An 18,712-nucleotide genomic window follows, 5' to 3' on the forward strand; every position below is an offset into this window, starting at 1 on the left:
CGCGCCTGGGGCCGAGAAGGAAGGACCGGCATGGAGAGTCGCGCGAAGTCGATGGGGCACGCCATCCACCCCATCCTGATCGTGTTTCCGCTCGGACTGCTCGCCACCGCGGTGATCTTCGACATCCTGTACCTGATCACCGACCGGACGGGCTTTCAGGTCTCCGCCGCGTACACCATCGCGGCCGGCGTGATCGGCGGCCTGGTGGCGGCGGTGTTCGGCCTGATCGACTGGTCGGCCATCCCGGCGGGCACCCGCGCCAAGCGGGTCGGCGCGGTGCACGGCCTCGGCAACGTGGTCGTCCTGGTGCTGTTCGCGGTGAGCTGGCTGCTGCGCCGGGGCGCGGAGAACTGGGAACCGAACGCCGGTGCGCTGGTCTGCAGCTTCGCCGGCATCGTGCTGGCCGGGTTCACCGGCTGGCTCGGCGGCGAACTGGTCGAGCGGCTGGGGATGAGCGTGAGTGACGACGCGGGTCTCAACGCGCCGAGCTCGCTGTCCCACCGGCCCCGCGCCCGCGGCGCCTGACCGGGTCGCGGAAGAAGGGACGAGCGGATGCAGGCGGTCACTCTCGACCGGGACGGTGCGGCGCCGGCCGCCCGGGACGACCTGGCCCGGCCCAGTCCCGGCCCGGACGAGGTGCTGGTCCGGGTACGGGCGTCCTCGATCAACGGCTTCGACGTCAAGGCGGCGGCCGGGGCGATGCGCGGGGCGATGGACTACCGGTACCCGGTGGTGCTCGGCAAGGACTTCGCCGGCGAGGTCGAGGCGATCGGCGGCACCAGCGAGTTCCGGGTCGGCGACCCGGTGTTCGGGGTGCTCATGCGCTCCTACCTGGGCGACGGCACGTGGGCCGAGTACGTGACCGTGGGCGGCGCCGACGGGATCGCCCGCGTCCCGGACGGTGTCGAACTGGCCACGGCCGGGGTGCTCGGGCTGGCCGGCGCCACCGCGCTCGACACACTCGACGCGCTGGACGTCCGTCCCGGCGACACGGTGCTGGTGGCCGGGGCGACCGGCGGGGTCGGCGCGCTGGCCGTGCAGTACGCCCGGCTCGCGGGGGCCCGGGTCGTCGCCACCGCCCGCCCCGGCCCCGCCACCGACTTCGTGCGGGACCTGGGCGCCGCCGAAGTGGTCGACTACACCGGCGACCTGACCGGGCAGGTGCGCGCGCTCGCCCCGGACGGCGTCTCGCGCATCGTGCACCTGGCCGGCGACGGCGCGCCGCTGGCGGGGCTGCTTGCGGCCGGCGGACGGCTGGCGTCGACCATCGGCTTCGGGCCCGACCAGCACCCGGCGGCCGTGTCGATCCTCGCCAAGCCGGACCGGACCGACCTCGACCGGCTCGCCGACGACGTGCAGGCCGGTCGCGTCCGGGTGCCGGTCGAACACCGCTACGAGCTGGACGAGGTGCCCCGGGCGCTCACCGAGTTCCGCGGCACGCTGGGGAAACTCGCGGTCAGTCTGCCCTGATCGGCCCGCTCTTCGAACATCTGTGCGAACATGTGGTCGTGTCGAGCGAGGCCACCATCCTGCACGCCGACCTGGACGCGTTCTACGCCTCGGTCGAGCAGCGCGACGACCCCCGGCTGCGCGGGCGGCCGGTGATCGTCGGCGGCGGCGTGGTCCTCGCCGCCAGCTACGAGGCCAAGGCGCGCGGGGTGCGCAGCGCCATGGGCGGCCGCCTGGCCCGGCGCCTCTGCCCCGACGCCGTCGTGGTGCCACCCCGGATGGCGGCCTACACGGCGGCCAGCCGGGCGGTGTTCGAGATCTTCCGGCGGACCACCCCGCTGGTCGAGGGGCTCAGCATCGACGAGGCCTTCCTCGACGTGGGCGGGCTGCGCCGGCTCGTGGGCCCGCCCGCCGGGATCGCGGCCGAGCTGCGCCGGGAGGTGCGCCGGCAGGTCGGCCTGCCGATCACCGTGGGGGTGGCCCGGACGAAGTTCCTCGCCAAGGTGGCCAGCGGCGTGGCGAAGCCGGACGGCCTGCTGGTCGTCGCCCCCGAGGGCGAGCTGGCCTTCCTGCACCCGCTGCCCGTGGAGCGGCTCTGGGGCGTCGGCCCGGTCACCGCCGCCAAGCTGCGCGAGCGGGGCATCCGGACGGTCGGGCAGGTGGCCCGCCTCGACGAGCCGACCCTGGTGTCGCTGCTCGGCGCGGGCGCCGGCCGCCACCTGCACGCCCTCGCCCGCAACCGCGACCCGCGCGCCGTGCAGGTCGGCAAGCGCCGCTCCTCCATGGGCGCCCAGCACGCGCTGGGCCGCGAGCCGCACTCCCCCGCGGAACTGGACGCCGTCCTGGCCGGGCTGGTCGACCGGGTGACCGGGCGGATGCGGGCGGCCCGGCGCACCGGCCGCACGGTGACCCTGCGGCTGCGCTTCGCCGACTACACGCGGGCCACCCGGGCGCACACCCTGGAGAAGCCGACCGCGCAGACCGGGCCGCTGCGGGCCGCCGCCCGGGCGCTGTTGCGCGCGGCGCTGCCGGAGATCGAGACCCGCGGCGTCACCCTCATCGGCGTGGCCGTCGGCAACCTGGACGGCGGGCACGTGCAGCTCACCCTGCCCTTCACCCCCGATCCGGGGCCGGCGCTGGACGCCGCCGTGGACGCGGTACGGGACCGGTTCGGGTCGCGGGCGCTGACCCGCGGGGTCCTGCTCGGCCGCGACCCCGGCGTCGAGATGCCGATGCTGCCCGACTGACGGTACGGTCGCCCGGTGTCGAGGTTCCGCACCCCGCAGGTGATCCTGTTCAGCGAGGACGTGCCCCGGGCCGCCGCCTTCTACACCGGGCTGGGCTTCACCGAGACGTTCCGGGTGCCCGCCGAGGGCACGCCCATCCACGTCGACCTGACGCTGGACGGCTACCGGATCGGCATCGCCTCGGTGGCGTCCACCCGGGACGACCACGGGCTCGACCCGGTGCCGAGCGGGCAGCGGGCCGCCGTGGTGCTCTGGACCGACGACACCGCGGCCGCGTACGCGAGGCTGACCGACGCGGGCGCGCCGGCGCTCGCCGCCCCGCACGTCTGGCTGGACCGGCTGCTCATCGCCTGGACGGCCGACCCCGACGGCAACCCGATCCAACTCGTCCAGCCCCTGCCCGCCGACGCCACGTAGCGCGCGGCCGCCTCCTCCCTCGGTAGGAGGCGGGTTCCGGACCTGCGGCCGCCGTCGTGGCCCGCGGTCGGGCGCGCTCGCCCGGCCCGCTCACGAGCATCTACAGGCATGACCACCATGCTGAACCGGGCGGCCCACTGGCACCGCCCCCTCATGCTCTTCGTCGCGGCGATGGCGGCGCTCACCGTCGTCGCGGCGGTCGGCGTCGTGGCCGACCCGCGGGTGCTCACCGGCGCGCCGATCTGGCTCAAGCCGCTGAAGTTCGCCGTCTCGTTCGTGCTCTACGGGACCACCCTCGCCTGGATGCTCACCCTGCTGCCGCGCCGCAGCCGGGTCGCCGAGTGGGCGGCCACCCTGATCGTCGGGATGTCCGTGGTGGAGATGGCCATCATCGTCACGCAGGTGCTGCGCGGCACCACCAGCCACTTCAACGGCACCACCCCGCTGAACGGCGCCCTGTTCTCGGCGATGGGCGCGGCCATCATGGTGCTGTTCATGGCCCAGCTGGTCATCGGCGTCGTGGCGCTGCTGCGGCCCACGGCGGACCGGGTCGCCGGGTACGCCGTCCGCCTCGGCCTCGGCCTGTCGCTGCTCGGCATGCTGGTCGCCGTCCCGATGGTGGCCCGCACGCCGGACTCGGCGGCCGAGGGGATCAGCGGGGCGCACAGCGTCGGCGTGGCCGACGGCGGGCCGGGACTGCCGCTGGTCGGCTGGAGCACCACCGGCGGCGACCTGCGGATCGGGCACTTCGTCGGGCTGCACGCCCTCCAGGCGCTGCCGCTGCTGGCGATCCTGCTCAACCGCTTCCTCGGCGCCCGGCTGGACGCGTCGACCCGGGCCCGCCTGCTGCTCGTGGCCGGGGCGGCGTACGGCGCGGCCACCCTGCTGCTCACCTGGCAGGCGCTGCGCGGGCAGCCGCTGCTGCGCCCGGACGCGCTCACCCTGGCCGTCGCGGCGGCCCTGGTCGCGGCCACGGCGACGGCCGCCGGCGCGGTCCTGGTCCGCGGCCAGCGCCGCGCGGACGTGGTGGTGGCCGCGTGACCGGGACGCTGTTCACCCTGACGTTCGCGGTCGCCGCGCCGTTCTGGGCGCTGCTGATCCTGGCCCCGCGCTGGTCGTGGACGGCCCGGATCGTCGGCTCGCCGCTGATCGTGGCCCCGGTCCTGCTGAGCTACGCCGTCCTGGTGCTCCCGGCGCCCGGCCGGGAGCGGCCGGCCGTCACCCCGGTTCCCGGCCGCACCGCCTAGGCTGTCGTCGTGGGCTGGGTGGGACGCCTCTTCGACCCGCGGGACACGCTCGCGCGGATGCTGCTGCTGGACTTCAGCGGCCTCGGTTACCTGATCTTCGGCGCCCAGGGCCACCATGTCCCGACGGGCACCCAGTGGGCGCTGGCCCTGGCCGCGTTCGCCGTCGCGTTGCTGTGCCACCGCCGGCCGCTGGTGAACCTCGCGGCGCAGGCCGCCCTGCTGGCGGTCGCCTTTCCGCTGGTGGACGACACGACGATCAACCAGGTCGGCGCCAGCTGGGCGCTGCTGGAGCTGACGATGTGGGCGGGGCGGGCCCGCACCATCTGGCTGGCCGCCGGGCTGCTGGCCGCGGTCGACCTGACCGACTCCATCGGGGACCCGGTCCCGCGGGTGCTGTCCGGCGTCTTCGGGCTGACCGTGGAGGTGGGCCTGCCGCTGCTGCTCGGCCTGGTCATCCGCACCACCCGGGAGCTGGCCCGGCAGGCCGAGGAGCGGGCCGCCGCGGAGCAGCGCCGGCGGGAGTCCGAGAGCCGCGCGGCCCGCGCCGACGAGCGCACCGCCATCGCCCGGGAGTTGCACGACGTCGTGGCGCACCACGTGGCCTCGATGGTGCTGCGGGTCGGCGTGGCCCGGCACGTGCTGCCGGATCTGGATCCCCGGGTGAGCGAGGTGTTCGACGACGTGCACGGCACCGGGACGGCGGCCCTGACCGACCTGCGCCGCCTGGTCGCGGTGCTGCGCGACCCCGACGGGGTGCGCGACGCCGCGCTCACCGCGATCGAGCCGTCGGCGGTGCCGGCGGCCCTGGACGCGGCGGTGGACCGGGCCCGCCAGGCCGGCGTCACCGTGGAGGCCGACGTCGACCCGGCGGTCGGGTCGCTCGACGCGGTGCGGGGCCAGGCGGTCCTGCGCCTGACCCAGGAGGCGCTGACGAACGTGGCCAAGCACGCGGGCACCACGGCCCGGGCCCGGCTGACCGTGGCCGTGGTCGACGGGTCGGTCCACTGGGAGGTGTCGGACGACGGGCGGGATGCGGCCCCGGCCGCGGTGCCGGCCGGCGGCGGCCACGGTCTCACCGGGATGCGGGAGCGGGTCGAGGTGCTCGGCGGGCGGCTGGAGGCCGGCCCCACCGGCGCGGGCTGGCGGGTCCGGACCGTCCTGCCGGCCGGGAGTCCGGCACCGCCCGGCTCACCGGCCCGCCCCGCGGAGCCCGCGGCACCCCGCCCGCGTCCGGCCGGCCCGCACACGCCGGAGCCCGCGTGATCCGCGTCCTGCTGGTCGACGACCAGCACCTCATCCGCGCCGGCCTGCGCATGCTCTGCGACGCCCAGCCCGACCTGGAGGTGGTCGGCGAGGCCGACAACGGCCGGGAGGCGGTCACCCTGGCCGCGCGGCTGCTGCCGGACGTGGTCGTGATGGACCTGCGGATGCCCGGCGTCGACGGCATCACCGCGACCAGCCGGATCCTCGCCGAGCGCCCCGCGACCCGGGTGCTGGTGCTCACCACGTTCGGCGACGACGACCATCTCTACCCCGCCCTCACCGCCGGCGCCTGCGGGTTCCTGCTCAAGGACGCACCCCCCGCCGACCTGCTCGACGGCGTACGCCGGGCGGCCGCCGGGGACAGCCCGTTCAGCCCGGAGGTGCTGCGGCGGCTGGTCCAGCGGGCCGTGCAGGCGCGCGTCGAGGCGCCCCGGCCGGTGGACGGCCTGACCGCGCGCGAGCGGGACGTGCTGGATCTAGTGGCCGAGGGCCTGTCCAACACCGAGATCGCCGACCGGCTGCACATCGGCGTCACCACGGTCAAGACCCACATCACCAGCCTCATGACCAAGACCGCCAGCCCCAACCGGGTACGCCTGGCCCTGTGGGCGCGCGGCGCCTGAGGGCCACCGGGCCTCACTCCTCGATGGCGCCGCCCACCGCGCGCAGGTGCTCCCGGAAGGTCAGCGCCGGGTTCTCCGCCCGGCCCGCCAGGTAGGCCCCGAACCCGACCTGCGCGCGCAGCGGCTCGCCGGCCCGGATCCGGTCGGCCTGCCGGCGCTCGGTGTCCCGGATGGACTCCGCGAGGTCGAACAGCTCGCCCACCCGGCCGGCCGGCACGAACAGCACCCCGTCCTCGTCGGCCAGGGCCACGTCGCCGGCGTCGACCGTCCACGGCCCGACTTGGGCGGAGGCCAGCGCCTCGACCGGCCGCGGGTCCAGCCGCTGCGGCCCGCTGGGGGTGGCGCCCAGGCTGAACACCGGCAGCCCGACGGCCCGGATGTCGACGGTGTCCCGGTGCAGGCCCCAGACCACCAGGCCGGCCAGGCCGGCGGCCCGCGCCTCCAGCACCACGAGGTCGCCCACGCACGCCTCGTCGGTGCGCCCGTCGTTGTCCACCACCAGCACGTCGCCGGGGGCGGCCCGGTCGATGGCCTCCAGGAAGATGTCGACGCTGCCGACGTGCCGTGCCGGCAGCACCCGGCCGGCCAGCCGGCCGTCGGCCAGCACCGGCCGGACGCCGGCCGGGGCGCAGCGCACCGGAACGCCGGCTCGCAGGCAGGCGTCCGCGACATGGGCGGTGGTCAGCGCGGCGAACCGGCGGGACAGCTCCGCTCGATCGATGCTCATGGGCCGACGCTAGCCACCGGGCGCGACCGTGGGAGGGGCCAGTTCCCGGCTCGTGGCTCCGGTTCCCTCGCCGGCCCGCGCCCCGGTCAACTCGGGCGGGGCGTGCGCGTCGGCGGACGGAACGCGTCGGGGCGGGCCCGGGCGCGCCGGGCCAGCCGGGTCCACCGCCGGGCCCGCGGGGTGCGGCCGATCGGCCGCGACATGTGTGCCCGCAGCGGCGGGCGCAGTTCGGCCTCCCCCGCGCCGGCGGCCGTGCGCACCATCCGGTTGGCGTCGTCCGGGTCGCATCCCGTGGCCCGCAGCACCTCGCTGTCGGCCGTGCGCAGGTCGGTGATCACGCCGTCGCCGAAGGAGCGGACCCCCTGGGCCCACGCCCGGCCGGCCAGTTCGGCGCTCTCCCGGATCAGCCGGCGGGTGTCCGTCGGGTCCCCCTCGCCCTGGCGGCACTCGCGGCGCATGACACGGACGGCCTCGCTGAGGCGGGTCACGGCGTCCGCCAGGGTCGGCGGGATCGGTTCGCCGTACTGGAGGGCGGTGGCGGAGCGGCGGGCCACCGAGCGGGCGTAGAGGATCACCCGCTCCAGGTGCCGCGCGGCCGTCGCGTACCGGTGGAACCGGGCACGCCGGTGCCAGAAGACCGGCGCGAGGGTGACCACCTCCTCGGCCCCGCTGAGCGCGTCGTTGAGCCGCCCCACGTCGGCGTCGAGTCCCCGCATCCGCTCCAGGGCGGCGACCGCCGCGTCGGCGTCCCGGTTGGTCAGCGCCGCGGCGACGGCGTCGAGTTCGGTGGTGAGCCCGGTGACGATCGGCTCGGTCGCCCGGTCCAGCACGCGCAGCGGGTTGATCGGCAGCAGCAGCGCCACCACGAGGAGGCCGACCAGGCCGCCGACCAGCGCGTCGAAGATCCGGGGCAGCTCCAGGCCCGGTTGGACGGGGGCGAGGGTGGCGATCAGCACCGCCGTACCGCCGGCCTGCCCGACCAGGGCGCCACCGCGCCCGGCGACGAGCAGCGCGGTCGCGATGGCCAGGGTGACCACCAGGCCGGTCTGCCACGCCCCGGAGCCGAGCAGGTCGCGCAGCACGTCGCCGACCACGATGCCGAGCCCCACCCCGACCAGCAGTTCGAAGGTGCGCCGGGCCCGTTGGCCGATGGCGGTGGCGATGGTGCCGACCGCGGCGGCGGGCGCGAAGACGTGCGCGCCGGGCCCGAGCAGGCGCTGGGCGAGCAGCGCGGCGAGCGCCGCCGCGAGCCCGGCCTGGACCGCGATCACGATGGTGACCTCGAGCTGGCGCAGCCGCAGCCGGCCGGCGGCGGACCCCTCGGCGCGCAGCTCGGTCAGCTCCCGTCCGGTCCGCTCGGCGGCCCGGTCCAGCGGCGAGCGGACGGTGTCGGGGCGCTCGTCGGCCATGGCGGCGCTTACCCGGAGCGACGCGGGTGAATCGTCCGCCCGGCCGCCGCCGGTTCAGCGCGGGAAGGTGCGGTCGAGCAGGTCGAACAGGGCGGCCCAGTGCCGCTCGGTGGCCTTCTCGTCGTACATGGGGGTGTCGGCCTGGGTGTAGCCGTGGCGGGCCCCGGGATAGACCTCCGAGCGGTAGGTGACACCGGCCGCGTCGAGCGCCTTCTCCAGCGTGACGATCTGCTCGGCGGTCATCGACGGGTCGTTGTCGGCGTGGCCGAAGTACAGCTCGCCGGTGACCGCGCCGACGCCCAGGTGCGGGCTGTCCGGGGCGTCGGTGACCACCCGCCCGGCGTGGAAGGCGGCCGCCGCCGCGAGCCGGTCCGGGTGCGCCTCGATGGCCCGGAGGGCGTTGGTGCCGCCCATGCAGTAGCCGGTGATCGCCGCGGGACCGGGGGCGGTGCCGGGCTGCGCGGCGAGGAAGTCCAGGTAGGCGGCGGTGTCCCGGGCGATGACGTCCGGGGTCAGCGAGCCGATCATCGGCGAGACCTTCGCGAACACCTCGCCGCGCCGATTCTCGTCGCCCAGGCCGGAGAGGTCGACCAGCGGAGCGCGGCCGAAGCGGTGGAACAGGTTCGGCACCAGCACGACGTACCCGCGGGCGGCGATCGTCGCGGCCATCTCGGCCATCCTGGGCCGGAGGCCGAACGCGTCCATGAAGACCAGGACCGCCGGGAAGGGACCGTCCCCGTCGGGCCGGGCGAGAAGGGCGTCGGCCACCCCGTCGGCGGTCGGCACGTCCACGGTCGTCGTCTGCACTGTCCGGACCTCCCTGGGCTGCGCGTTCCGCGGTGCACGCTACCCCTGCGCCCGGGGCCCGGCACGGCGAGGTCTTCCGCCGGGAGCGCCGGCCGGGCATCCTGGGTTGATGGGAGAGGTACGACCGATGCCCGCTTTCGGCGACCTGTTCACCGACCTGCGCGGCGAGGACCGGACGTTGCGGGTCAGCTACCACCCGGACCGCGGCGCCGTGGTGCTGTCGCTGTGGAGCGGCACGCTATGCCGCGGGTCGTTCCGGCTGCCCGCCGGCGACGTGGACCGGCTGCTCGGGCTGCTCACCGCCGTCCGGGCCGCCGCCGACGGGGACGATGCGGCCGGGCCGGGGACGGCCGCCGCCGAGGTCACGGCCCCGGCCGCCGAGCCGGCCGTCGAGCGCACCGGCGACATCTCGGGTACGGCCCGGCGCGTGGCCCTGCCGAGCGTGCCGGCGCCCCGGGTCGCCTGACCGGGCCACAACCGGACAAAAGTAGGGACTTTTCCCCTTCCGCGAATTACCTTCTGAACAGGAATTCGGAAGGGAGGGACGATGCTTCCCGCCTCGTCGCACACCAGTCGCCACCGCCGTCCCGCCTCGCGCGCCGCGCTCGGGATGGCCCTCCTCGTCGGGCTGGCCGGGCTGGCCGTACCGGCTGCCCCCGCCGTGGCCGCTCCGGCTACGGCCGCGGCCACTTCGCCCCCCGCCGCCGCGGCCGGGACGCTCGCCGCCGCGAGCCGGCCGCTCCTCCGCCAGGGTTCCCGGGGGACGGCGGTCACCACGCTCCAGCAGCGGCTCACCGCCCTGCGCTACGACGTGGGCGGCGTCGACGGCATCTTCGGGCCGTCGACGCACCACGCGGTCGTCGCCTTCCAGAAGGTCAACGGCCTGGTCCGGGACGGCATCGTGGGCCCGCGCACCTGGGCCGCGCTCGACCGGCCGGTCGTCCCGAAGCCGAAGTACACCCACGCCGGCTACTCGGTCGAGGCCAACCTCACCCGGCAGGTGCTCTACCTGGCCAAGGGCGGAACGGTGGTGCGCATCCTGGACGCCTCCAGCGGCAAGGCCAGCACCCCCACGCCCACCGGCAACTGGACGATGCAACGGCGCATCGACGGGTGGCGGCAGAGTGACCTCGGCCTGCTGTGGCGGCCGAACTACTTCTACCGCGGCTACGCCGTGCACGGCGCCACCTCGGTGCCCGCCTACCCGGCCAGCCACGGCTGCGTCCGGGTGCCGGTCCCGGCGATGAACCGGCTCTGGAGCACCATCGGCGTCGGCACCCCGGTGCACGTCTACCGCTGACCGCCGACCGGCGCGGCACCGGTGCGCCCGGGGCCGCGCCGGTCGTTTGCGGGGACGGAGCGCGGGAAGACGCCTTCCTCCAGGAGAGGGAGGCGTCGAGGTGGACCAGGACGAGTTCATCGGCTCGGTGGCGAAACGCTGCGGCATGTCGCCGGAGCAGGCCGCGGCCGTCACGCGCGCCACGTTGACCACACTGGCGGAACGGATCGACGGCGGGGAGGCCCGGGACCTGGCCGACCGGCTCCCCGAGGCACTGCGGGCGTACGCCTTCGGCGGCAGCGAGACCGGCGAGCGCTTCGGGCTCGACGTCTTCGTGGCCCGGGTCAGCGGGCGCGCCGACATCGACGTGGAGCGGGCCCGCGACGGCGTGACGGCCGTGTTCGACGTGCTCCGCGACGCCGTGGACCCGGCCGGTTACGCGGAAGCGGTCGCCCAGCTCCCGGCGGAGTACGGCGACGTGGTCGACCAGACCGCGCCGTTCGTCCAGCGCAGTCGGTGACGGGCGCCGGACGATGAGCGTGGGTGACGAGGATCCGCTGCGCCGGCCACCCGAGGCCGACGCGCAGGAGCAGCGCCAGGACGAGACGCTGGTGGGCCCGCCGGACACGATCGCGGACGCGGTGCCGGAGGCGACCGAGGCGGACCTGGCCGAGCAGGGCGTGCTGACCGCGCCGAGCGATGCGACGGGCCTGCCCGACGCGGTCCGCGACGACCTCACGCCGGCCGACGCGGTGGAGCAGAACCAGGAGATCCCGCTGCCCGACGAGGAGCGCTGGGCCTGACGCTCAGCGGTCCGGGCTGTCCGCCGCGGCCATCAGGCGCAGCGCGTTCGGGTCCAGCCCGATCCGCACCGGCGTCTCGCCGTAGGGCTCGCCGTCGACCTCGATCCGCGCGGGCCGGTCCGTCTCCAGCCAGAGCTGGCGGACCGCCAGGAACGGCTCGTCGCCGAGGGTGCGGCGGTACCCGGCCGCCGCGTTGCGCGCCGTCTCGCGCAGCAGGCCGCGCCGGGACGGCCCACCCACGGGGTACGCGACCAGCAGCCGGTCGTCGGCGTTGGCGTCCGCGGTGATCGGCCGGCCGGCGTGGAAGCCGCCGTTGGCCACGTACACCTGGTGGGTGGCGAAGCCGTGCTCCCGCCCCTCGGCGCGCACGGTGACCCGCAGCGGCCGGTGCCGGGCCAGCAGCCCCAGCGCGGTCAGCGGGTACGCGAGCCGGCCGACCACCCGCTTCAGCCGGGGCGGCGCGGTCAGCATGATGTCGGCCGACAGCCCGATCCCGACGTGGTTGGTGAACCGGGTGTCGCCGATCAGCCCCAGGTCGACGTCGATCACCTTGCCGTCGGTGAGCAGCGCGACGGCGGCGTCGAGGTCGAGCGGGACGCCGACGGTGCGGGCGAAGTTGTTCGTGGTGCCCAGCGGCAGCAGGCCCAGCGCCATGTCCCGGTGGGCGAGCAGCCGGGCGGCCGCGCCGATGGTGCCGTCGCCGCCCCCGGCGACCAGCAGGTCCGGGCCGAGGCCGGCGGCCTCGGCGAGCACCCGGTCCAGCTCGCCGGGCCGGTCGACCGGGTACGCGCCGAGCAGGGTGAAGCCCGCCGCGCGCAGTCGGGAGTGGACGGTCTCGTAGAGCCGGCGGCCCCGTCGGGAGTGCGCGTTGACGACCAGGGCCGCCCGTCGCCGTTCCCGGATCGCCGCCCCCAGCTCCTGCTTGGTCCGCACGGTTCCCGACCCTATCCGCCGGCGCGCCGATCAGGGTCGCAACGGCGGGCCGGCGTCGAGGTCAGTGCGCCGCGACGGCGACCGCGGCCGGCTCGACCGCCGCCAGCCGGGCCGGCCGGACCACGGTGAGCAGCACGGCCAGCGCCAGCGCCATGCCACCGGCCACCACGGCGGCCATGGCCACGCTGCCGGTGCCCAGCACGCCGACCAGCGGCGCGGCGAGCGCGCCGACACCGAACTGGACGGCGCCCAGCAGCGCGGCGGCGGTGCCGGCCGCCTCACCGTGCCGGGACAGCGCCAGGGCCGGCGCGTTGGGCATGGCGAGCCCGGCCGCGGCGAGCACCACCCAGAGGGCGGCCAGCACGGCCGGCAGCCCGCCGACACCGGTGGCGGCGAAGGCCACCAGCACCAGACCGGCCGCGGTGCCGACGATGAGCGCGGTGACCAGGATGCGCTGCGGGGTGTACCGGCGCAGCAGCCGCACGTTGAGCTGGGTGGCGGTGATGAGCCCGACCGCGCCGGCGCCGAAGGCGAGCCCGAACTGCTGCTCGTCCAGCCCGTACCGCTGCTGGAAGACGAACGACGACCCGGCCACGTACGCGAAGAGCGCCGCCATGGCGAGCCCGGTGACCAGCACGAGCCCGACGAACGTCCGGTCCCGCAGCAGCGCGCGGTAGTCCCGGCCCACGGCGGCGACGCCCCCGTGGCGGCGGCGCTCCGGCGGCAGGGTCTCCCGGAGGCCGACCGCCGCGACCACGACCAGCAGCAGGCCGAAGACGGCGAGGGCCACGAACACCCCCCGCCAGTCCGACCAGCGCAGCAGCCCGCTGCCGAGGGTGGGCGCCAGGATCGGCGCCGCGCCCATCACCAGCATGAGCCGGGAGAACAGCCGGGCGAAGGCGGCGCCGCTGAACAGGTCGCGGACCACGGCCGTGGCGACCACCGAGGTGGCCGCCACGCCCAGGCCCTGCAGGACCCGGAGCACGCCCACCACCTGCACGGTTGGCGCGACCACGCAGAGCAGCGAGGCCAGGATGTGCAGCGCGATCCCGGCGAGCAGCGGCAGGCGCCGGCCCACCGCGTCGGAGAGCGGGCCGATCAGCAGCTGGCCGAGGGCGAGCCCGGCGAGGGTGCCGGTGAGGGTGAGCTGCACGGCGGCCGAGGTGGTCTCCAGGTCCGCGGTGATGGCCGGCAGCGCGGGCAGGTACATGTCGATGGTCAGCGGCCCGATCGCGATGAGCGAGCCGAGCACCAGCACGAGGCGCAGCTGCTGCCCGCGGCTCATCAGGTCACCCGGTGTCTCGGCGGTCGGGGCGGGAGAGGACTGCGCAGTGGTCACACCTGGCAGCAAATCACCGGGAGCGGATCTCATTCCCGTCATGACCGAAGGTGCCCCAGGTCACATCGGCTCGTTGAACCGTCCGCCGCAGGTCGGCACCGAGAGGAGAGACACGTGCCCGAGTACCCCCAGCCGGCCGCCGAGGTCGGCCGGATCGAGCCGGCGCCCCGCCGGATCCGCGCCTTCCTGGCCGGCGAACTGGTCCTGGACACGAGCCGGGCGCGGTACGTCTGGGAGTGGCCGCCCTACCCGCAGTACTACGTTCCCGCCGCCGACGTCCGCCGGGACCTGCTGGTCGACGAGGGGCGCACCGAGGAGACCCCGTTCGGCGCCGCCCGGGTGCACGGGCTGCGGACCGGCGAGTTCGCGCGGGCCTCCTGCGCCCGGTGGTACGGCGCCGACGCGCCGCCCGGGCTGGCCGACACCATCCGGTTCGACTGGTCCGCTCTGGACGCCTGGTTCGAGGAGGACGAGGAGGTGTTCGTCCACCCGCGCAGCCCGTACGCCCGGGTGGACGCGCTGCGCTCCACCCGCCGGGTCCGCGTCGAGCTGGACGGGACCGTGCTGGCCGAGTCGACCTCGCCCGTGCTGGTCTTCGAGACCGGCCTGCCGACCCGCTACTACCTGAGCCGCACCGACGTGCGCTTCCGGCATCTGGTGCCGTCCCGCACCCGGACCGCCTGCCCGTACAAGGGGCGCACCAGCGGCTACTGGTCGGTGCGCGCCGGCGACCGGGTCCACCCGGATCTGGCCTGGTCGTACGACTTCCCCACGGCCGCGTTGCTGCCGATCGCCGGGCTGGTGGCCTTCTACAACGAGAAGGTCGACCTCATCGTGGACGGGAAACGCCTCCCCCGGCCGCGGACGCACTTCTCCTGACCCGGCGCGGCGGGGCAGCGCGCGGCCCCCGCCGCTGCGTAGGGTGAGGGCCGCGGTCCGTGACCTCACGGCCGGCGCCGTCGGGGTCCGCACCGCCACCATCGCCGCCGCACGGGAGGAGCGTCACCGTGACCGCCACCGACTGGACCGCCGAGGTCGCGGGCGTCGGCCGCTACGCCGAGGTCAACGGCATCAACCTCTACTACGAGACGCACGGCACCGGGCACCCGCTGATCCTGTTGCACGGCGGGCTCGGCTCGGGCGAGATGTTCGGGCCGGTGCTGCCCGCGCTGGCCGCGCGCCACCAGGTCATCGCCGTCGACCTGCAGGGTCACGGCCGCACCGCCGACGTCGACCGCCCGCTCGACCTGCGGACGATGGCCGACGACATCGCCGCGCTCATCGACCACCTCGGGCTGGACCGGCCCGACCTGGTGGGCTATTCGCTCGGCGGCGGGGTGGCGCTGCGCGCCGCCGTGGCCCACCCGGAGAAGCTGGGCCGGCTCGTCGCGGCGTCCGCGCACGTGCGCTCCGACGCCGTCTACGCCGAGATGCGCGCGCAGCAGGGCCAGGTGACCGGCGCCGCCGCGGAGTTCATGAGGGACACCCCGATGTACCAGCTCTACCAGCGGGTGGCGCCGCGTCCGGAGGACTTCCCCCGGCTGCTCGACAAGATCGGTGCGCTGATGGCCGAGGACTTCGACCTCACCGAGGAGGTCCGCAACCTGCGGGTGCCGACGCTGATCGTCGCCGCCGACGCCGACATGGCGCCGCCGAGCCACTACGTCGAGGTGTTCAAGCTGCTCGACGGCGGTCTGCGCGACGGCGGCTGGGCCAACGAGGGCCGGCCGAAGGGCGGGCACGCGCTGGCCATCCTGCCGGGGCTGACCCACTACAGCATCTTCACCTCGCCGCTGTTCGCGGCGGTCACCCTGGCCTTCCTCGACGAGCCGGCGGGCTGAGGGCGGTCAGCCCTTGCGGCCGGTGGTGGCGATGCCCTCCACGAAGTGCCGCTGCGCCAGGAAGAACAAGATGATCATGGGTACGGTGGCGATCACGCTGCCGGCGAGGACGATCTCCCACTGCTGCTCGCCGCCGTACCCGAACCGGTCGAGGATCACCTTGAGCCCGCGGGGCAGGGTGTAGAGCTGCTCGTTGCGCAGGTAGATGAGCGGCTTGATGAGGTCGGTCCAGCTCGCCTTGAACTCGAAGACGAACGCCACGAGCAGCGCCGGGCGGATCAGCGGGAAGGCGAGCTTCCAGAACAGCTGCGGATAGCTCGCCCCGTCGACCCGGGCCGCCTCGAAGTACTCGCGGGGCAGCGAGAGGAAGAACTGCCGCAGCAGGAAGATGTAGAACGCCGACCCGAAGAGGTTGCCGGCCCACAGCGGCACCTGGGTGTCGACGAGGCCGAGCCGGTTCCAGATCAGGTAGGTCGGGATCATGGTGACCGCGAACGGCAGCATCATGGTGGCGAGCACGAGACCGAAGAGCAGGTTCCGGCCGGGGAAGCGGAAGTACGCGAACCCGAACGCCACCCACGCGCTGGACAGGGTGGCCGCGGCGGCGGCCGCCACCCCGACCACCACGCTGTTGAACAGCCAGGTGAGCAGCGGCATGGCGTGCCAGGCCTCGGCGTAGTTGTCCGGCGCGAACGGCGTGGGCAGGAAGCCCGGGGCGAAGACGTACTCGCGGGGCCGTAGCGAGGCGCTGACCAGCCAGACGAACGGCAGCATGAAGATCACCGCCGCGGCCACCAGGGTGACGACGAACAGGACCCGCTGCCAGCGCGGTCGCGGGCCGTCCTCCCGCGCCCGGTCCGGCCGGGGCGCCACGGGCGCGACCGCGGTGCTCGCGACGCCGGTGCCCACCGGCTGACTCGTCGTGGTCACCGGTCCTCCCCCTCGTAGTAGACGAACCGGTTGCTCAGCTTCACCTGCACGGCCGTGATGATCAGGATGATCACGAAGAGCAGCCAGGCCATCGCCGAGGCGAAGCCCATGTGGAGGAACTGGAACGCCTCCTGGAACAGGTGGATCACGTAGAACGACGCCGCGTCGCTGTTGAACGAGCCCTGCGTCTGCCGGTTCCCGAAGTACATGGTGTAGACCTCGGTGAACATCTGCAGCGACGCGATCGTGTTGACGATCAACGTGAAGAAGAGCGCGCCTGAGATCATCGGCAGGGTCACGTGGCGGAACCGCGCCCACGCGCCGGCCCCGTCGAGGTCGGCGGCCTCGTACAGATCCCGCGGCACGTTCTGCAAGGCGGCCAGGTAGATGATCACAGTGGAGCCGAGGCTCCACAGGCTCATCAGCACGATGCCGGGCAGGACCCAGTCCGGGTCGGTGGTCCAGCTCGGACCGTCGATCCCGAGCAGCGCCAGGCCGCGGTTGATGAGGCCGTCCTGGGTGTTGAGCAGCAGCAGGAACAGGATGCCGACGGCCACCGCCGGGGTCATCACCGGCAGGTAGAAGACGGTACGGAAGAAGCCCTGCCAGCGGCCCACCCGCTTCAGCAGCAGGGCCAGCCCCAGCGAGATCAGCATCACCAGTGGCACGTGCAGGGCCGTGTAGTAGACGGTGTTGCCGAGGCTGCGCGCCACCTGCGGATCCGACACGAGCTGCCGGTAGTTGTCCAGGCCGCTCCACCGCGGCGCGTTGATCACGTCGTACTCGGTGAAGCTGAGCCAGAGGCTGGCGATCATCGGGCCGGCCGTGAACACGAGGAACCCGACGATCCAGGGCGCCAGGAAGACGTACGCCCAGCGGGCCTCCCGCCGGGCCAGCGGCGTGCGGCGCCGCCGGCCCGGGACGGGAGGGGTGACGGTGGTGGCCATGTCGGGGCTCAGCCCGCGGCCTTGTCCAGCGCGGCGGTCGCCTCCTGCTGGGCCCGGGCCAGCGCGTCGGCCGGCTGCGCCTGCCCGGAGAGCACGCGGTTCACGGCGTCGGTCCACGCCTTGTCGAACTCGGCGCCGGCCGGGGAGGCGGGCATCGCGAACGCGGCGTCCTGGGCCTCGCGGATGGTGGCCACCGCGTCGTCGAAGCGCTTGTTGCCGGTCGGCTGGTACAGCTCGTCGAAGATCTTCTTGTCGGCGGCCGTGTTGCCGGTCCAGACGCCGGTGAACGGCAGGTTGGCCGCCTTGCGGGCCTCGGCTCGCGCCTTCGCGGCGGCGAACCAGGTGTCGGTGGCGGTCATCTGCTTGACGAAGGCGCAGGCCGCGTCCGGGTTCTTGGCGCCCTTGGTGATCACCCACGCCTGGCCGTTGGACATGCTCAGCGGCTTGCCCTGCCGGTCCACGAACGGCTTCACGACCAGCTCGGCCTTGGGGCTGTTCTTGGCGGCCTGGTTGAGGAACCACTCCTCCATGGGCCACGCCGCGATCTGGTTCTTGGCGAGGGGGTTCTGGGCGCCGAAGAAGTCGAAGGTGTCCCGGAACGACTTGAACTTGCCCCAGCCGCCCTGGTCCTGGATGAGCTTCACGCCGGTGGTCAGCGCCTCGACCACCTTCGGGTCGGCCAGGTTGGCCTTGGCGCCGTCCGCCGAGATCATCTCGGCGCCGTTGGCCCTGGCCCACATGGGCAGGAACTCGGGAATCTTCGGGTCGATGCCGATCCGGCTGAGCCGCCCGTTGGAGACCTTGGCCAGCTTGGCGTTGACCCCGGGCAGGCTCGCCCAGTCGGCGAGGTTGACGTCGTCGGCCGTCAGGCCGGCCTGCTTCAGCAGCGCCTCGTTGAGGTAGAGCACCCGCACGGTGGAGAACTCCGGGATGCCGTAGACCGTGCCGTCGAGCGTGACCTGGTCCTTGGCGGACTGCCGGTACTGCCCCAGGTCGATCCGCTGCTTCTCGACGCAGTCGGTGAGCGGCTGGATCGAGCCGCGCTTGGCGTACGTGCCGATGAGCTTGCGGTCCATGTACACGAGGTCCGGCGGGTTGCCCGAGGCGACCGCCGACAGGAACTGCTGCTCGTCGAAGGCGCCCTCGGTGATGTTCAGCTGGACGTCCGGGTGGTCCTTCTTGAAGGCGTCCACCCGCGTCTTGGCGATCTCGTCGGAGAGGCCGAAGCCCATGGTGCTCAGGGCGCCGCTGCCCTTGCCGCCGCCACCGCCGGAGTCACCCCCGCCGCCCACTCCGCCGCAGCCGCTGATCGCCAGGGTCAGCACCCCGGCCAACGCGGTCGCCCGCAGTCTCCGTGACATGGCAACCTCCCGTAGTCGCGCGGGCCACCCTGCCCGCGCGACCTGCACTTCTCCGGTTCGCCGAACGTTCAAACCCGGTTCGGAGAAGTC

22 protein-coding genes are annotated in these 18,712 nt (G+C 74.7%); 14 read left to right on the forward strand and 8 right to left on the reverse strand.

Annotation, left to right across the window (positions count from 1 at the left end; all coding sequences use genetic code 11):
• Positions 1 to 30: 30 nt before the first annotated feature.
• The 8 genes from GCE86_RS12110 (at position 31) to GCE86_RS12145 (ending at position 6,246) form a co-directional block, all read left to right on the forward strand.
• A complete protein-coding gene (locus GCE86_RS12110) occupies positions 31 to 525 on the forward strand; it encodes a DUF2231 domain-containing protein (protein WP_154227042.1) in 495 nt (164 codons plus the stop codon).
• Between the two features lie 27 nt (positions 526 to 552).
• Positions 553 to 1,470 carry an NADP-dependent oxidoreductase gene (locus tag GCE86_RS12115; protein ID WP_154227043.1) on the forward strand — a complete coding sequence of 306 codons (918 nt, stop codon included), beginning with the start codon at positions 553 to 555 and terminating at the stop codon, positions 1,468 to 1,470.
• A gap of 38 nt (positions 1,471 to 1,508) precedes the next feature.
• On the forward strand, positions 1,509 to 2,696 hold the full coding sequence (gene dinB / locus GCE86_RS12120) for a DNA polymerase IV (protein WP_154227044.1): 1,188 nt from the start codon (positions 1,509 to 1,511) through the stop codon (positions 2,694 to 2,696).
• A gap of 15 nt (positions 2,697 to 2,711) precedes the next feature.
• Positions 2,712 to 3,113: a VOC family protein gene (locus GCE86_RS12125; RefSeq protein ID WP_154227045.1), complete on the forward strand. Its 402-nt coding sequence runs from the start codon at positions 2,712 to 2,714 to the stop codon at positions 3,111 to 3,113.
• Positions 3,114 to 3,221: 108 nt separating this feature from the next.
• Positions 3,222 to 4,154: a hypothetical protein gene (locus GCE86_RS12130; RefSeq protein WP_154227046.1), complete on the forward strand. Its 933-nt coding sequence runs from the start codon at positions 3,222 to 3,224 to the stop codon at positions 4,152 to 4,154.
• Positions 4,151 to 4,360 carry an abscisic acid-deficient protein Aba4 family protein gene (locus GCE86_RS12135; RefSeq protein WP_154227047.1) on the forward strand — a complete coding sequence of 70 codons (210 nt, stop codon included), beginning with the start codon at positions 4,151 to 4,153 and terminating at the stop codon, positions 4,358 to 4,360. Before GCE86_RS12130 ends, GCE86_RS12135 begins: the two co-directional genes overlap by 4 nt.
• Positions 4,361 to 4,369: 9 nt before the next feature.
• Positions 4,370 to 5,623: a sensor histidine kinase gene (locus GCE86_RS12140; protein WP_154227048.1), complete on the forward strand. Its 1,254-nt coding sequence runs from the start codon at positions 4,370 to 4,372 to the stop codon at positions 5,621 to 5,623.
• Positions 5,620 to 6,246: a response regulator gene (locus tag GCE86_RS12145; protein ID WP_154227049.1), complete on the forward strand. Its 627-nt coding sequence runs from the start codon at positions 5,620 to 5,622 to the stop codon at positions 6,244 to 6,246. Before GCE86_RS12140 ends, GCE86_RS12145 begins: the two co-directional genes overlap by 4 nt.
• Positions 6,247 to 6,259: 13 nt before the next feature.
• Here GCE86_RS12145 and GCE86_RS12150 read toward each other — a convergent pair whose 3' ends face one another.
• From GCE86_RS12150 to GCE86_RS12160, 3 genes are all read right to left on the reverse strand, one after another.
• Complete coding sequence (locus GCE86_RS12150; protein ID WP_154227050.1) at positions 6,260 to 6,973, reverse strand: RraA family protein; 714 nt, start codon at positions 6,971 to 6,973, stop codon at positions 6,260 to 6,262.
• Positions 6,974 to 7,059: 86 nt separating this feature from the next.
• The gene (locus GCE86_RS12155) at positions 7,060 to 8,382 is read right to left on the reverse strand and encodes an FUSC family protein (RefSeq protein ID WP_154227051.1); all 1,323 of its coding nucleotides are present in this window, start codon (positions 8,380 to 8,382) and stop codon (positions 7,060 to 7,062) included.
• A gap of 54 nt (positions 8,383 to 8,436) precedes the next feature.
• Positions 8,437 to 9,189, reverse strand: coding sequence for a dienelactone hydrolase family protein (locus GCE86_RS12160; RefSeq protein WP_154227052.1), 753 nt, complete (start codon positions 9,187 to 9,189; stop codon positions 8,437 to 8,439).
• A gap of 127 nt (positions 9,190 to 9,316) precedes the next feature.
• On the opposite strand from GCE86_RS12160, the gene GCE86_RS12165 reads away from it, so the two are divergent.
• The 4 genes from GCE86_RS12165 to GCE86_RS12180 all read left to right on the forward strand — a co-directional run bounded on the left by GCE86_RS12165 (position 9,317) and on the right by GCE86_RS12180 (position 11,271).
• Positions 9,317 to 9,655 (forward strand): hypothetical protein, encoded by a 339-nt coding sequence (locus GCE86_RS12165; protein WP_154227053.1) that lies wholly within the window; start codon positions 9,317 to 9,319, stop codon positions 9,653 to 9,655.
• An 81-nt stretch (positions 9,656 to 9,736) separates the two neighbouring features.
• Positions 9,737 to 10,489, forward strand: a complete 753-nt coding sequence (locus GCE86_RS12170; protein ID WP_154227054.1) for a L,D-transpeptidase family protein — start codon at positions 9,737 to 9,739, stop codon at positions 10,487 to 10,489.
• A gap of 100 nt (positions 10,490 to 10,589) precedes the next feature.
• Entirely contained in the window at positions 10,590 to 10,988 is a 399-nt protein-coding gene (locus GCE86_RS12175; RefSeq protein WP_154227055.1) for a DUF2267 domain-containing protein, read from the forward strand.
• A 19-nt stretch (positions 10,989 to 11,007) separates the two neighbouring features.
• Positions 11,008 to 11,271 (forward strand): hypothetical protein, encoded by a 264-nt coding sequence (locus tag GCE86_RS12180; RefSeq protein WP_244317275.1) that lies wholly within the window; start codon positions 11,008 to 11,010, stop codon positions 11,269 to 11,271.
• Positions 11,272 to 11,274: 3 nt separating this feature from the next.
• Here GCE86_RS12180 and GCE86_RS12185 read toward each other — a convergent pair whose 3' ends face one another.
• Positions 11,275 to 12,204, reverse strand: a complete 930-nt coding sequence (locus tag GCE86_RS12185) for a diacylglycerol/lipid kinase family protein (RefSeq protein WP_154227057.1) — start codon at positions 12,202 to 12,204, stop codon at positions 11,275 to 11,277.
• A 61-nt stretch (positions 12,205 to 12,265) separates the two neighbouring features.
• Positions 12,266 to 13,489, reverse strand: coding sequence for a multidrug effflux MFS transporter (locus GCE86_RS12190; protein ID WP_154230468.1), 1,224 nt, complete (start codon positions 13,487 to 13,489; stop codon positions 12,266 to 12,268).
• Between the two features lie 168 nt (positions 13,490 to 13,657).
• On the opposite strand from GCE86_RS12190, the gene GCE86_RS12195 reads away from it, so the two are divergent.
• Positions 13,658 to 14,422: a DUF427 domain-containing protein gene (locus GCE86_RS12195; RefSeq protein WP_154227058.1), complete on the forward strand. Its 765-nt coding sequence runs from the start codon at positions 13,658 to 13,660 to the stop codon at positions 14,420 to 14,422.
• Positions 14,423 to 14,613: 191 nt separating this feature from the next.
• Positions 14,614 to 15,384: an alpha/beta fold hydrolase gene (locus GCE86_RS12200; RefSeq protein WP_244317306.1), complete on the forward strand. Its 771-nt coding sequence runs from the start codon at positions 14,614 to 14,616 to the stop codon at positions 15,382 to 15,384.
• Between the two features lie 6 nt (positions 15,385 to 15,390).
• Here GCE86_RS12200 and GCE86_RS12205 read toward each other — a convergent pair whose 3' ends face one another.
• From GCE86_RS12205 to GCE86_RS12215, 3 genes are read right to left on the reverse strand one after another with little or no spacing between them, the layout of a single operon-like run.
• The gene (locus GCE86_RS12205; RefSeq protein WP_244317276.1) at positions 15,391 to 16,314 is read right to left on the reverse strand and encodes a carbohydrate ABC transporter permease; all 924 of its coding nucleotides are present in this window, start codon (positions 16,312 to 16,314) and stop codon (positions 15,391 to 15,393) included.
• On the reverse strand, positions 16,311 to 17,261 hold the full coding sequence (locus tag GCE86_RS12210; protein ID WP_154227060.1) for a carbohydrate ABC transporter permease: 951 nt from the start codon (positions 17,259 to 17,261) through the stop codon (positions 16,311 to 16,313). The genes GCE86_RS12205 and GCE86_RS12210 overlap by 4 nt, the downstream gene beginning before the upstream one ends.
• 8 nt (positions 17,262 to 17,269) lie before the next feature.
• Positions 17,270 to 18,622, reverse strand: coding sequence for an extracellular solute-binding protein (locus tag GCE86_RS12215; RefSeq protein WP_154227061.1), 1,353 nt, complete (start codon positions 18,620 to 18,622; stop codon positions 17,270 to 17,272).
• Between the last annotated feature and the right edge of the window lie 90 nt (positions 18,623 to 18,712).

Origin of the sequence: Micromonospora terminaliae (assembly GCF_009671205.1) — a bacterium.
Lineage (GTDB): Bacteria > Actinomycetota > Actinomycetes > Mycobacteriales > Micromonosporaceae > Micromonospora > Micromonospora terminaliae.

Coding starts and splice junctions, on each gene's coding strand:
- GCE86_RS12150 (WP_154227050.1), bottom strand. CDS start 6,973: ATGAGCATCGATCGAGCGGAGCTGTCCCGCCGGTTCGCCGCGCTGACC.
- GCE86_RS12210 (WP_154227060.1), bottom strand. CDS start 17,261: ATGGCCACCACCGTCACCCCTCCCGTCCCGGGCCGGCGGCGCCGCACG.
- GCE86_RS12115 (WP_154227043.1), top strand. CDS start 553: ATGCAGGCGGTCACTCTCGACCGGGACGGTGCGGCGCCGGCCGCCCGG.
- GCE86_RS12190 (WP_154230468.1), bottom strand. CDS start 13,489: ATGAGCCGCGGGCAGCAGCTGCGCCTCGTGCTGGTGCTCGGCTCGCTC.
- GCE86_RS12215 (WP_154227061.1), bottom strand. CDS start 18,622: ATGTCACGGAGACTGCGGGCGACCGCGTTGGCCGGGGTGCTGACCCTG.
- GCE86_RS12155 (WP_154227051.1), bottom strand. CDS start 8,382: ATGGCCGACGAGCGCCCCGACACCGTCCGCTCGCCGCTGGACCGGGCC.
- GCE86_RS12130 (WP_154227046.1), top strand. CDS start 3,222: ATGACCACCATGCTGAACCGGGCGGCCCACTGGCACCGCCCCCTCATG.
- GCE86_RS12165 (WP_154227053.1), top strand. CDS start 9,317: ATGCCCGCTTTCGGCGACCTGTTCACCGACCTGCGCGGCGAGGACCGG.
- GCE86_RS12170 (WP_154227054.1), top strand. CDS start 9,737: ATGCTTCCCGCCTCGTCGCACACCAGTCGCCACCGCCGTCCCGCCTCG.
- GCE86_RS12110 (WP_154227042.1), top strand. CDS start 31: ATGGAGAGTCGCGCGAAGTCGATGGGGCACGCCATCCACCCCATCCTG.